The organism is Jannaschia halovivens (assembly GCF_046452375.1).
Classification (GTDB): Bacteria; Pseudomonadota; Alphaproteobacteria; order Rhodobacterales; family Rhodobacteraceae; genus Jannaschia; species Jannaschia halovivens.
In genome coordinates, this window is the sequence record NZ_JBKFDJ010000001.1 from 379483 (window position 1) to 392251 (window position 12769).

The window sequence follows — 12769 nt, forward strand, 5'->3', positions numbered from 1 at the left end:
AAGTCTGAGCCCATGTCGGACGCAAGCATCCCCCGCGCCATGCGGCAGCCGTTCTCGCTCAAGCTGGCGTCGAACCTGTTCCTATTGTTCTGGCTGTTCCTTGCGGCCTTCCCGTTGGTCTGGGTGCTGGCGATGTCGTTCAAGTCGCCGGTGGACGCATTCTCCTCCTCGGCGTGGAACGTCATTCGGGGTCCGCGCACGATGTCGGATGGCAACGGCCTCTCGATCGTTGATATCGTGCTGGGGATCGGTGTCGCATGGCTGTCGATCAAGGCCGCGACCAAGTGGCTGATGCCGATGGCGGCGGGCGAGGGGACGCTGCAGAAGATCTTCAGCTGGGCGGTCATCGCCCTGGGCTTCGCCGTCCTCTTCATCCTCGGGTTCTTCGTGGTGATGCCGTGGATCGCCGCCCCGCTTGAAGGGCTGCTCGGACCGCTCGGCCAGCCGGTCCTCGGGCTGACGACCGAACATTACCAGGCCGTCTGGGTCGAAAACGCCTTCTACGAAAACTTCCGCAACTCGATGATCGTCACCCTGGGCGTCGTTACCGTCTCGCTGACGGTGGGCACCTTGGCGGGCTACGGTCTCGCCCGGTCGGGCAGCACCTTCGCCTTCTGGATCCTGATCATAGCCCTGATCTTCCGCGCGCTGCCCCACTCGGTGCTGGTCGCGGGCTACCTGCCGGTCTTCATCAACTCGGCCGAGATCCTGTCACCGATCCTGGGAGAGAATGCGCCCACCCTCTACGGCCAGCCGCTGGCGGTGATCGCCGTGCTCGTCTCGATCAACCAGCCCTTCACGATCTGGATGCTCCGCAGCTTCTTCCAGAACATCCCCGTCGATCTGGACGAAAGCGCCCGCGTCGATGGCTGCACCCATTTCCAGGCGTTCCGCTGGGTGATCATGCCGGTGATGTGGCCGGGGGTGATCACGACCGGGCTCTTCAGCTTCCTTCTGGCGTATAACGACTTCCTCGTGACCTCGCTCCTGCTGGACGCGTCCAATCAGACGATGGTCCCGGCCATCGCGGGCTACTTCAACCGCGAGACGACGACCACCGACCAGGTCGAGGCCATCGCGGCGGCGGTGTCGATCACCGCGCCGCTCTTCCTCCTGGTGATGATCTTCCAGCGGCAGATCGTGTCGGGCCTAACGGCGGGCGCGGTCAAGGGCTAGGTCCAGTCTCCGCGGCCGGTGCCGACGGCCGCGGCGACATTGTCGAAGCCGTCCCGCGCGAGCAGCCGGTCGAGGCCGGTGGCGATCTCGGCGGCGAGGCGCGGGCCCTCGTAGACCAGCGCGGTATAGAGCTGGACCGCCGAGGCCCCGGCGCGGATCTTCTCGTAGGCCTGCCGCGCCGACCCGACCCCGCCGACCCCGATCAGCGGCATCTCCGGCAGTAGGGTCGAGAGTTGCGCCAGCACGCGCGTCGAGCGCTCGAACAGCGGTTGACCGGAAAGACCGCCCGCCTCGGTCGCGTGGCCGGAGGACAGGCCCGTCCGGTCAAGCGTGGTGTTCGTGGCGATGACGGCATCGACGCCCGCGCAGGCCTCCGCCAGGTCGGCCAGCTCCGCCTGGGACAGATCGGGCGAGATCTTGAGAAAGAGCGGCACGCGACGGGGCAGGGCATCGCGCGCGGCCCTCACCCCGTCCAGCAGCGCGCCCAGCGCGGCGGCACCCTGAAGGTCGCGCAACCGCTCGGTGTTTGGGCTCGAGACGTTGACGGTCGCGAAATCGACATGCGCGCCGCAGACCGTCAGCACGCGCGCGAAATCGTCGGCGCGGTCTGCGCTGTCCTTGTTTGCACCGAGGTTCAGCCCGATCACTGCGTCGCGCGTCCGTCCGGCCAGGCGGGCGGCGATCGCGTCCATTCCGTCATTGTTGAACCCGAACCGATTGATCGCCGCGTGGTCCTCCGTCAGCCGGAAGAGGCGGGGGCGCGGGTTGCCCGGCTGCGGGCGTGGCGTGGCGGCGCCGACTTCGATGAACCCGAACGCGGTGCCGGCCAGCCCCGCCAGCGCGGTGGCGTTCTTGTCGAACCCCGCCGCAAGGCCGATCGGGTTCGGCAGCTCCAGCCCGGCCACGGTCGTCCGCAACCGCTCGGAGGTCAGCGGACCGCCGCGCGGCCCCAGCCCGGCGCGGAGCGCGGCGATCGCCAGCCCGTGCGCCCGCTCGGGGTCGAGCCGGTGCAGGAGGGCGAGGGCGGCGCGGTCGGGCGTCATTCCATCCCGGCGGGAAAGTCGTGGCTGCCGTCGACCAGGGGCAGGGGCTGGGCCCAGGAGACCTGATCGCGGCGCAGCGGCGCATAGAGATGCGGGAAGTCCTCGCCGCCCCGCGACGGCTCCCAGCGCAGGTTCGGGCCCAGCGCGGTCTCGTCCACCGCGACGAGCCAAAGCCCCTCAACCCCGGAGAAATGCTTCGCAGCCGTCTCGGCGGCCTGCGCGGCGGTCGAGAAGTGGATATAACCGTCGGCCAGGTCCACGGGCGCCCCGAGCGTCGTCTCGTCGGCCTTGAGCGCCTCCCATTCGGGCGTGCGAAAGAGCTTGTAGATCATGGATCGGGCAGATGCCCGCACGTCGACGCGGCGTCAAGCGCGGGCTGCGGCATATCGCTTTGACAGACCCCCGCCTTGAGCGCACCATCGCGCCATCCAACCTGAGGGGGTTTCTTTCGATGAACCGTTACCTGACCGCCGTCGCCACGCTGGCCATCACCGCGGGCACCGCCGCCGCCGACGGGCACGCGGCCTACACGCTGAACATCCTGCATATCAACGACCTGCACAGCCGGATCGAGCCCATCAACCGCTTCGACAGCACCTGCTCGGCCGAGGACGACGCGGCGGGCGAATGCTTCGGCGGCGTGGCCCGGATCAAGACCTTCATAGACGGCAAGCGGGCCGAGCTGGAAGGCGAGAACGTCATCGTGCTGGATGCGGGCGACCAGTTCCAGGGTTCGCTGATGTACACGACCTACAAGGGCGACGTGGAAGCCGAGATGATGAACGCCATCGGTTTCGACGCCATGGCCGTGGGCAACCACGAGTTCGACGACGGCCCCGAGCAGCTGGCCGAGTTCGCCGGCGAGGTGGACGTGCCGATCATCTCGGGCAATCTCGATCTCAGCCAGTCGAACGTGCTGGGCGATGACCAGGTCGCCGACCACATCGTCCTCGAGGTCGGCGGCGAGCGGATCGGGATCGTCTCGGCGCTGGCGACCGACACGGTCGAGACCTCGAGCCCCGGGCCGAGCGTCATCTTCCAGGACGAGATCGAGGCGCTGCAGGCCGATGTCGACGCGCTGACCGCCGACGGCGTCACCAAGATCATCGCGCTGACCCATGTCGGCCTGCCGATGGATCGCAGGATCGCCGAGAACGTCACCGGCCTCGACGCGATCGTCGGCGGCCACAGCCACACGCTCTTCTCGAACACCGAGGAGGGGGCCGAGGCCTATCCCACGATGGTGAACGACGTGCCCATCGTGCAGGCCTATGCCTATTCCAAGTATGTCGGGCACCTCGTGCTGGCCTTCGATGCCGAGGGCAACGTGGTCTCGGCGGAGGGCGACACCAACCTGATCGACGCGTCGGTCGAGGCGGACGAGGCCATCGCGGTCCGGATCGCCGAACTCGCCGGTCCCATCGAGGAGTTGAAGTCGCGCGTCATCGGCGAGGCGACCGACGTGATCGAAGGCTCGCGCGAGGTCTGCCGGGCGATGGAATGCGCGATGGGCAACCTCGTGGCCGACGCCATGCTCGACCGCGTGGCCGATCAGGGCATCGTCGTGGCGATCGCCAATGGCGGTGGTCTGCGTGCGTCCATCGACGCGGGCGAGATCACCATGGGCGAGGTCCTGACGGTGCTGCCGTTCCAGAACACGTTGGCCACCTTTACGGCGACCGGCGAGACGATCCTCGCCGCGCTCGAGAACGGGGTCAGCGAAATCGCGGACGGAGCGGGTCGGTTCCCGCAGGTCGCCGGCATGTCCTATGCCTTCGACGCGGCCGCCGAGCCGGGCAGCCGGATCAGCGACGTCATGATCGGCGGCGAGCCCCTCGATCCGGCGGCGACCTACGGCGTGGCGACGAACAACTACGTCCGCAACGGCGGCGACGGCTACGGCATGTTCGCGGATGCCGAGGATGCCTACGATTTCGGGCCGGGCCTGGAGGTCGTGGTGGCCGACTACATCGCGGCGCAGGGCGGGAGCTACACGCCGGCCACCGATGGGCGCATTATGGCCAAGTGACCGCAATGCCCTGATTTGAGGGGTATTTGAAGGACGGCATGCCGGGCCATCGGTCCGGCATGCGGCTTTCCAGCTTGCCGATTGGTGCCTGTCCTGTTACGCCTGCAAAGACGGCGTTGCGTTACTGGCAAGGTCGCGGCGCATTACGATCAGGATCGTGTCATGCTGGCTGCCACGCCCTTCAACCAGATCGAGAGACTTGCCGCCATTCGGCGCTATGATCTGGGGACCCAGCATCATTCCGGCGTCTTCGACGGGATGGTCGAGCTGGCCGCGCAGATCTGCGATTGCCCCATAGCGTTGGTCTCAATCGTGCACGAGGCCGATCAGCGGTTCGAGGCGCGCTGCGGCGTCGATCTCGACAGCACGGGGCTCGACAGTTCGATCTGCAGCCACGCGATCCTCCAGGAAGACCTTCTGGAGATTTCCGACACGCAACTCGACCCGCGCACGCGCGACAACCCGCTGGTGACCAACGCCGACGATCCGCTTCGCTTCTATGCGGGTGCGCAGATCGTGACGAATACCGGCATCGTGCTGGGCACGCTCTGCGTTCTCGACCGCGTGCCCCGCACCCTGTCCAAGCGGCAACGGCGCGGGCTCGAGGTGCTGGCCGGCCAGATCATGCGGACGCTCGAACTGCACGAGGCGATGCGCCAGCAGGACGTCCTCCGGCGCGAGGTCGACCACCGCGTCAAGAACAGCCTCGCCAACGTGACCGTTCTGACCCGCATGGCCGCCCGACAGGCCGTCAGCGAGGAGACGCGGACCGCGCTGGCTTCGGTCGAGCGGCGCATACAGGTTATGGTCGAGCTGCATGCCGATCTCTACCAGACCGACGAGCCCGAGAAGCCGATCGCGCTGGACGGCTATCTCGGTCGCATCACGCGGCACCTCCAGGCCGCCGCGCCCTCGCAGGTCGAGCTGATCGCCGAATTCGAGCCGCTGTCGCTGGTCTCCCGCCAAGCCTCCGCTCTGGGCGTGCTGGTCAACGAGCTGGCGAGCAATTCATGCAAGCACGCCTTTCCCGACGGGCGCGCGGGGCAGGTCCATCTGCGCGGCGCGATCGAGGACGGCAACCGCTACATCATCGTCTGTGAAGACGACGGCATCGGACACGCCGCCCAGCCGCCCCTGGGCGAGCGGTCGGGCCTCGGGCTCAGGATCATGCAGGCGTCGGCCACCCAGCTCGGGGGCGAGTTGCACCTGAGCGCCGGGCCGACCGGCTATCGCGGCGTGTTGGAGTTTCCGCTCTCCGGGCTGTAAAGCGATGTGCGGCCGCTACGCCCTAACCTTGCCCCATGACGCGATGGCGCAGGCCTTTGCGGCAAAGCCCGCAAACGATCTGCCGGACATCCCCAATTACAACGTCTGCCCAACTGTGCAGGTGCCGGTCGTCGTCGCGGGCCGCCGCCTCGTCTCGATGCGCTGGGGCTTCCTGCCGCACTGGTACGACACCCCGACCGACGGGCCGCTGATCATCAACGCGCGGGCCGAGACGATCGCCGAGAAGCCGGCATTCCGCGCGGCGGTGCGCGAACGGCGATGTCTCGTGCCCGCGACGGGGTTCTACGAGTGGACCAAGGGGTCGGACGGGGCACGGCTGCCTTGGTACTTCCACCCGGTCGAGGTCGAGATGCTCGTCTTCGCGGGCATCTGGCAGGACTGGGGTGCGGATCGCGTGCCGACCTGCGCCATCGTCAGCTGCGCCGCCGGGCCGACCATGGCCGAGATCCATCACCGCGAGCCGGTCACCTTGGACCCGGCCGACTGGGGCCTTTGGCTGGGCGAGGAGGGGACGGGCGCCGCGCCCCTGATGCGGGCCGCGCCCGAGGGCCGGATCGCGCGCTACCGCGTGGCGCCGACCGTCAACTCGAACCGCGCGACCGGCCCCGAACTCATCGACCCGCTGATCGAGGACTAGTCCGCCACGGCGACCCGCACCTCGTGCAGCTTGAAGGGGGCAGGCGTCACCGGCGGATCGTAGGAGGCGAACTCCACCGCGCCTTCAGCGGTCCAGCCCTGTTCGGCCACATGTGCGCGCAGCGCCGCGGCCTTGCTGCGCAATACCTCGTCGGTCGCGGCCCCCTTGAACGACAGGACCGCGACGCGGCGGGCGGGCACCTCGCGGATCGAGACACGGGGGTCCCGCGGGCGGGGCAGGGTGTCGATCGTCCACTTGGCGGGCATGACGAAGCGCATCGTATAGACCCCCGCGCCCGTCGGGTCGTCGGCGACCGAGATGCCCTCCGGTGCAAGCTGGACCGGCGTCGTCATGTCGATCTCGGGGCCATCTCGTTCGGAGGCGAAGATGAACCCGGCCAGGCGCGGAAAGAGATCGTCCTCGACCTCCGATTTGGGGCCGGTGGCGGTGGTTTCGGCGACAATCTGGCCCGCGTAACGCCGAAGCTCGAATTGGCCTTCGGTGGACAGCACCTCGTAGGCGGGGCTTTCGGTCCGGGCCCGCGCGGTGGCGGGCGCCACGATATGGAGGCCGAGATCGAGCATCTGCTCGAACGCCGTGGAAATCTTCATGCCGGGTCCTCGCGTAGGTCACTGGTCGCGTACACAAGCCGCGAGCCCCCGGCGTGGTTCCCGAGCGAAGGGAGCGCCCGGAAATGGAGCGACCCGCGCGTGACGCGCGGGCCGACCAGTCTTCAGGGAGAGAGGTTTCGGTTCAGCCGGGGGACCGTCAAAAGGGGGGAGGATGTTGGTCAACCCCGGCCCGAACCGTTGCCTTGCTTAACAAACTGCTACTGCAATGTGGCGCGATTGCGGCGCATGTGGGGTCAGTTCAGGACAATGCGCCGCTTCACGCGCATTGTTCTAAAGGACGAAACAGTCAGGCGAGGTCCGGCGGCGTCGCCTCGCGGCCCAGCATAGCCACTACTTCGTCCAGCCCCAGAACCTCGGTCTGCTTCTCTCCGAGACGCCGCAGGGTGACGGTTCGATCCTCGACCTCCTGCCGACCGATGGCGAGGATCGCGGGGACCTTGCCCAGCGAGTGCTCGCGCACCTTGTAGTTGATCTTCTCGTTGCGGATGTCCGCCTCGGCGCGCACGCCCGCCTTGGTGAGCGCGGCGACGACCTCGGCCACGTAATCATCCGCCTCCGACACGATGGATGCGACCACGACCTGCCTCGGGGCGAGCCAGAAGGGCAGGCGGCCCGAGGAATTCTCGATCAGGATACCGATGAACCGCTCGAACGACCCGAGGCAGGCGCGGTGCAGCATGTAGGGTCGATGCTTGTCGCCATCCTCGCCCACATAGCTGGCCCCCAGCCGCTCGGGCAGGTTTGGATCGACCTGGAACGTGCCGCATTGCCAGACCCGGCCGATCGCGTCGGTCAGGTAGAAGTCGAGCTTCGGGCCATAGAATGCGCCGTCGCCCTCCTCGACGCGGTAAGGCGCGCCGACGGATTTGATCGCCGCCTCGAGCGCGCCCTCGACATGGTCCCATGCCTCGTCCGTGCCGACGCGCTTTTCTGGCCGGGTCGCGAAGGCGATGTCGAATTTCTCGAAGCCGAGATCCTTGTAGACCGACGCGAGGAACGTGATGAACTTGGCGCATTCCGCCTCGATCTGGTCCTCGGTACAGAAGATATGCGCGTCATCCTGCGTGAAGCCGCGGACGCGCATGATGCCGTGCAGCGCGCCCGACGGCTCGTAGCGCGAGCAGGAGCCGAATTCGGCCATCCTGAGCGGCAGGTCACGGTAGGATTTCAGGCCCTGATTGTAGACCTGCACGTGGCACGGGCAGTTCATGGGCTTGAGCGCGTTAATCGCCTTCTCGCGCGCGTGCTCCTCGTCCACCTCGACGATGAACATATGGTCCTGGTACTTGTCCCAGTGGCCCGACGCCTCCCAGAGCTTGCGATCCACGACCTGCGGCGTGTTCACCTCGACATAGCCGTCGGCGCGCTGCTTGCGGCGCATGTAGTCCTGCAGCGTCGTATAGATCGTCCAGCCGTTCGGGTGCCAGAAGACCTGGCCCGGCGCCTCCTCCTGCATGTGGTAGAGGTCCATCTCGCGGCCCAGCCGGCGGTGATCGCGCGCCTCGGCCTCCTCGAGGAACTTCTGATGCGCCTTGAGGTCGTCGCGATTGCGAAACGCGATGCCGTAGATGCGCTGAAGCTGCGGCCGGTCGCTGTCGCCCAGCCAATAGGCCGAGGACACGCGGGTCAGCTTGAAGGCGTCCGCCGGGATCTGGCCGGTGTGCTGCAGATGCGGGCCGCGGCAGAGATCCTGCCAGTCGCCGTGCCAGTACATCCGGATCGGTTCGTCGCCCGGAATGCGGTCCAGAAGCTCGACCTTGAAGGGCTCGTTCGCCGCCTCGTAATGGGCGCGGGCGCGGTCGCGCGGCCAGACCTCGGTGCGGACCGGGTCGCGGGCGGCGATGATGCGCTTCATCTCGGCTTCGATCTGGCCGAGGTCCTCAGGCGTGAAGGGCTCGGCGCGGTCGAAATCGTAGAACCAGCCGAAGTCGCGGACCGGGCCGATCGTGACCTTCACGTCGGGCCAGATCGCCTGCACGGCGCGCGCCATGACGTGTGCCAGGTCGTGGCGGATCAGCTCCAGCGCCGGGGCCTCGTCCTGCATCGTGTTGATGGCGATCTTCGCATCCGTCTCGATAGGCCACGCCAGGTCCCAATGCGCGCCGTTTACCTGCGCCGAGATCGCCTTCTTCGACAGGGATTTCGAGATATCGGCAGCCACTTCACCGGGCGTGATGCCGGCGGGCACGTCGCGCGAATTGCCATCGGGAAAGGTGAGGGTGATCTGGGACATGTGTGTCCTCCTCGTCGGTTCGGCGCCCACGGAACGCCCGGTTGCGGGTATGTCGTGGGCGCGTTCTGGCCGCGAGGTTGATCCGCGTCAAGGCAGGGGGGTGCGGGCACGTGGCAGATGTGGCGCCCCGACCCGAGAAGGAGCCCTGCCATGGGACCGATCATCGCCGCCACGGACCTCAGCGCCCGGTCCGATCTCGCGCTTCGGCGCGCCGCCGTCCTCGCCGAACGGATGGGCGCCGCGCTCCATATCGTGCACGTGATCGACGACGACTTGCCCGCCGCGATCCTGCAGCGCCGCTCCGAGGAGGCCGAGGTCGAGCTGCGCGCGCGGGTGCAGGGCGATGCGATCCTGAAGGCCGAGGCGCCGCGGATCGACGTCGAGGCGGGCCAGGTCGCCAAGCTTCTGGGCCGGATCGCCGCCGATCGTGGCGCGTCGCTGGTGGTCGTCGGCTCCCATCGCGACCGGGGCCTGGCCGAGCTGGTCGGCTCGCCCGCGCTGTCGCGGCTGATGCGCGCGGTCGCGGTCCCGATCCTCGTGGCGGTCGAGCCGGCGACGCGGCTCTATACCCGCGCCGTGGCGGGCTGGGATTTCTCACCCGCGAGCACCAGCGCCATGAAGCTGGCCAAGGCGCTGGCCCCGCTCGAACATGTCACGCTGCTCCATGCCTGGGCCGACATGGTGACGGGCGCGCCCTATGCGGTCGACCTTGCCAGCCCCGGCCAGCAACAGCGGCTGGAGGAGGCGTTGGACCAGGCGGTGGCCGGGCTCAAGGCCGACGCGCCGGATCTCGAGGTCGCGCGCGAGGCGCTGATCGCGGCCCCCGCGCAAGCGCTGATCGAGGCGTCGGCATCGAGCGGTGCCGACCTCATCGTCGTCGGCCGCCATGCGCGCGCGGGGCTGGCGCGCTTCCTTCTGGGCGAGACGGCCGAACGGGTGGCGCTCCATGCGCCCTGCGACGTGCTGATCGCGCCACCGGACTGACGTCGCACGCGCGGGGTTTCCATCGCGGGCGGGGGGTGAAATAGGAAGGTGCCAACCGATCCCCTCCCACGGAGTTCTGCCATGGAGATTCGCGAGGCCCTCACCTTCGACGACGTGCTGCTCGTGCCCGGCCCGAGCCAGGTTCTGCCCGGCACCGCCGACACCCGCACGCGGGTCACGAAATCGATCGCGCTCAACATCCCGGTCCTGTCCTCGGCGATGGACACCGTGACCGAGGCGCGGATGGCGATCGCCATGGCCCAGGCCGGCGGGATGGGGGTGATCCATCGCAATCTCGACCTCGACGCGCAGCAAAAGGAAGTGCGCCGTGTCAAACGCTTCGAGAGCGGGATTGTCTACAACCCCGTGACGCTGCGCCCCGATCAGACGCTGGCCGACGCCAAGGCTCTGCAGGAGCGGTATCGCGTTACGGGCTTTCCCGTGACCGACGAGGCGGGGCGTGTCTTGGGGATCGTCACCAACCGTGACATGCGCTTCGCCAGCGACGACGCGACGCCCGTGGCCACCATGATGACCAGCGACAACCTCGCCATCCTGCACGAGCCCGTGGACCTCGCCGAGGCGAAGTCGGTGATGCATGCCCGCCGAATCGAAAAGCTGCTGGTCGTCAACGCCAAAGGCCACCTGACTGGGCTCCTGACGATCAAGGATATCGAGCAGGCGGTGCTCAACCCCCATGCCTGCAAGGACGAGTTGGGCCGCCTGCGCGTCGCCGCCGCCACCACCGTCGGCGATGCGGGCTTCGAGCGCTCCGAGGCGCTGATCGACGCGGGTTGCGACCTGATCGTGGTGGACACGGCCCATGGCCATTCCGAGGGCGTGGGCCAGGCGGTCGACCGCATCAAGCGGCTGTCGAACACGGTGCAGGTCGTCGCGGGCAACGTCGCCACCGCCGAGGGCACGCGCGCCCTGATCGACGCGGGCGCGGATGCGGTGAAGGTCGGCATTGGCCCCGGATCCATCTGCACCACGCGCATCGTCGCGGGCGTCGGCGTGCCGCAGCTCACCGCGATCATGGACGCGGCGGGTGCGGCGGGCGACGTGCCGGTCATCGCCGATGGCGGCATCAAGTTCTCGGGCGATTTCGCCAAGGCCATCGCCGCGGGCGCGTCCTGCGCAATGGTCGGCAGCATGATCGCGGGCACCGACGAAAGCCCGGGCGAGGTCATCCTCTACCAGGGCCGGTCGTTCAAATCCTATCGCGGCATGGGCTCGCTCGGCGCCATGGCGCGGGGTTCGGCGGACCGGTATTTCCAGAAGGACGCCGCCTCCGACAAGCTCGTCCCCGAGGGGATCGAGGGGCAGGTGCCCTACAAGGGCTCGGCGGGCGCGGTCGTCCACCAGCTCGTCGGCGGCTTGCGGGCCGCGATGGGCTATACCGGCTGTGCCACGGTCGACGAGATGCGGACAGGGTGCCGCTTCGTGAAGATCACGGGCGCGGGGCTGACCGAAAGCCATGTCCACGACGTCCAGATCACGCGTGAGAGCCCGAACTACCGGGGCGCCTGACCGATGCGTCCGGGGGCCCGCGTGCAGGCGGCGATCGAGGTGCTGGATGCCGTCTTCGCCGGTACGGCCGCCGAACGCGCGCTGACCGGCTGGGCCCGGGGCGCGCGTTATGCCGGGTCGAAGGACCGGGCGGCGGTGCGCGACCACGTCTTCGACGCGCTGCGACGCCTGCGGTCGTCGGCCTGGGCCGGGGGGCTCGGCGATGTCGCGCCCGAGGCGATGAACGGGCGGCAGGTCATGGCAGGCCTTCTCGCGGGGCAGGGGGCCGATCTCGCGCCGCTATTCGACGGCAGCACCCACGCGCCCGCGCCGCTGGACCGGATGCCCGATCCTGGCCCGTTACCCGAGGCGGTGGCGCTCGACCTGCCCGAGTGGCTGCTCGAGCGGCTGCGGGCCGCGCAGGGCGCCGATGCGGGTGCTATCGCGGCCGCCCTGCGCGACCGCGCGCCCGTGATCCTCCGCGTCAACACGGCGAAAACGACGCGTCCGGTGCTGATCGATCGGTTGGTCGCGGCCGGCCACGCCGCCGATGCGCACCCTCTCTCGCCGATCGCGGTCACGGTCGAGGGCGCGCCCCGTGGCCTGACCGCGCTGCCGGAATTCGAGATGGGCCATTTCGAGTTGCAGGATGCCGGCAGCCAAGCCGTGATCGACCGTCTGCCGGAGGCCGCTCGGGTCCTCGACCTCTGCGCAGGGGGCGGCGGCAAGGCGCTGGCCTACGCGGCCCGCACTGGCGCCGAGATCGTCGCGCACGACGCCGACCCCGCCCGGATGCGCGATCTGCCGGTCCGCGCCGCCCGCGCCGGGGCCGCGATCGAGACCACGACCACGCCCGAGGCGCTGGCGCCCTTCGATGGCATCATCGCCGACGTGCCCTGCAGCGGTTCCGGCAGCTGGCGTCGCGCGCCCGAGGCAAAGTGGCGCCTGACGCCGGAGCGGCTTGCCGAGCTGACATCCCTGCAGGACACGATCATTGACCGCGCGGTCGCGATGCTTGCGCCGGGTGGCTGGCTCGCCTACGTGACGTGCTCGCTCCTGCGCGAGGAGAATGAAGCCCGCGTCGAGGCCGCGCTGGACCGCCATCCGAGCCTCGTACGCGGGTTGCGGTGGGACACGACGCCGCTCGACGGCGCCGACGGCTTCCATTTGAGCCTTCTCGGGCGCCCCGCCTGACCTCCGCGGCCGGATCGCGCCGCCGCCGGATTCACGGACGTTAAT

At 68.7% G+C, this 12769-nt stretch carries 11 protein-coding genes; 7 read left to right on the forward strand and 4 right to left on the reverse strand.

Annotated elements, in window-relative coordinates:
• The first annotated feature begins 12 nt into the window (after positions 1-12).
• The gene (locus tag ACK8OR_RS01965; RefSeq protein ID WP_410187792.1) at positions 13-1176 is read left to right on the forward strand and encodes a carbohydrate ABC transporter permease; all 1164 of its coding nucleotides are present in this window, start codon (positions 13-15) and stop codon (positions 1174-1176) included.
• Here the strand turns inward: ACK8OR_RS01965 and ACK8OR_RS01970 are convergent.
• Positions 1173-2219, reverse strand: a complete 1047-nt coding sequence (locus ACK8OR_RS01970) for a quinone-dependent dihydroorotate dehydrogenase (RefSeq protein ID WP_410187793.1) — start codon at positions 2217-2219, stop codon at positions 1173-1175. The genes ACK8OR_RS01965 and ACK8OR_RS01970 overlap by 4 nt on opposite strands.
• Entirely contained in the window at positions 2216-2551 is a 336-nt protein-coding gene (locus ACK8OR_RS01975) for a DUF952 domain-containing protein (RefSeq protein ID WP_410187794.1), read from the reverse strand. Before ACK8OR_RS01975 ends, ACK8OR_RS01970 begins: the two co-directional genes overlap by 4 nt.
• Positions 2552-2670: 119 nt before the next feature.
• Here ACK8OR_RS01975 and ACK8OR_RS01980 point away from each other — a divergent pair, with 119 nt between their 5' ends.
• From ACK8OR_RS01980 to ACK8OR_RS01990, 3 genes are all read left to right on the forward strand, one after another.
• On the forward strand, positions 2671-4248 hold the full coding sequence (locus ACK8OR_RS01980) for a bifunctional metallophosphatase/5'-nucleotidase (protein ID WP_410187795.1): 1578 nt from the start codon (positions 2671-2673) through the stop codon (positions 4246-4248).
• Positions 4249-4410: 162 nt separating this feature from the next.
• Positions 4411-5514: a sensor histidine kinase gene (locus tag ACK8OR_RS01985; RefSeq protein WP_410187796.1), complete on the forward strand. Its 1104-nt coding sequence runs from the start codon at positions 4411-4413 to the stop codon at positions 5512-5514.
• 4 nt (positions 5515-5518) lie between these two features.
• Complete coding sequence (locus ACK8OR_RS01990; protein ID WP_410187797.1) at positions 5519-6172, forward strand: SOS response-associated peptidase; 654 nt, start codon at positions 5519-5521, stop codon at positions 6170-6172.
• On the opposite strand, the gene ACK8OR_RS01995 is transcribed toward ACK8OR_RS01990, so the two are convergent.
• Positions 6169-6783 (reverse strand): SOUL family heme-binding protein, encoded by a 615-nt coding sequence (locus ACK8OR_RS01995; RefSeq protein ID WP_410187798.1) that lies wholly within the window; start codon positions 6781-6783, stop codon positions 6169-6171. The two genes, ACK8OR_RS01990 and ACK8OR_RS01995, sit on opposite strands and share 4 nt — an antisense overlap.
• 307 nt (positions 6784-7090) lie before the next feature.
• On the reverse strand, positions 7091-9037 hold the full coding sequence (gene thrS / locus ACK8OR_RS02000) for a threonine--tRNA ligase (protein ID WP_410187799.1): 1947 nt from the start codon (positions 9035-9037) through the stop codon (positions 7091-7093).
• 150 nt (positions 9038-9187) lie between these two features.
• Here thrS and ACK8OR_RS02005 point away from each other — a divergent pair, with 150 nt between their 5' ends.
• From ACK8OR_RS02005 to ACK8OR_RS02015, 3 genes are all read left to right on the forward strand, one after another.
• The gene (locus ACK8OR_RS02005; RefSeq protein ID WP_410187800.1) at positions 9188-10021 is read left to right on the forward strand and encodes a universal stress protein; all 834 of its coding nucleotides are present in this window, start codon (positions 9188-9190) and stop codon (positions 10019-10021) included.
• An 81-nt stretch (positions 10022-10102) separates the two neighbouring features.
• Positions 10103-11551, forward strand: coding sequence for an IMP dehydrogenase (gene guaB, locus ACK8OR_RS02010; RefSeq protein WP_410187801.1), 1449 nt, complete (start codon positions 10103-10105; stop codon positions 11549-11551).
• A 3-nt stretch (positions 11552-11554) separates the two neighbouring features.
• Positions 11555-12724: an RsmB/NOP family class I SAM-dependent RNA methyltransferase gene (locus tag ACK8OR_RS02015; RefSeq protein WP_410187802.1), complete on the forward strand. Its 1170-nt coding sequence runs from the start codon at positions 11555-11557 to the stop codon at positions 12722-12724.
• Positions 12725-12769: the final 45 nt, after the last annotated feature.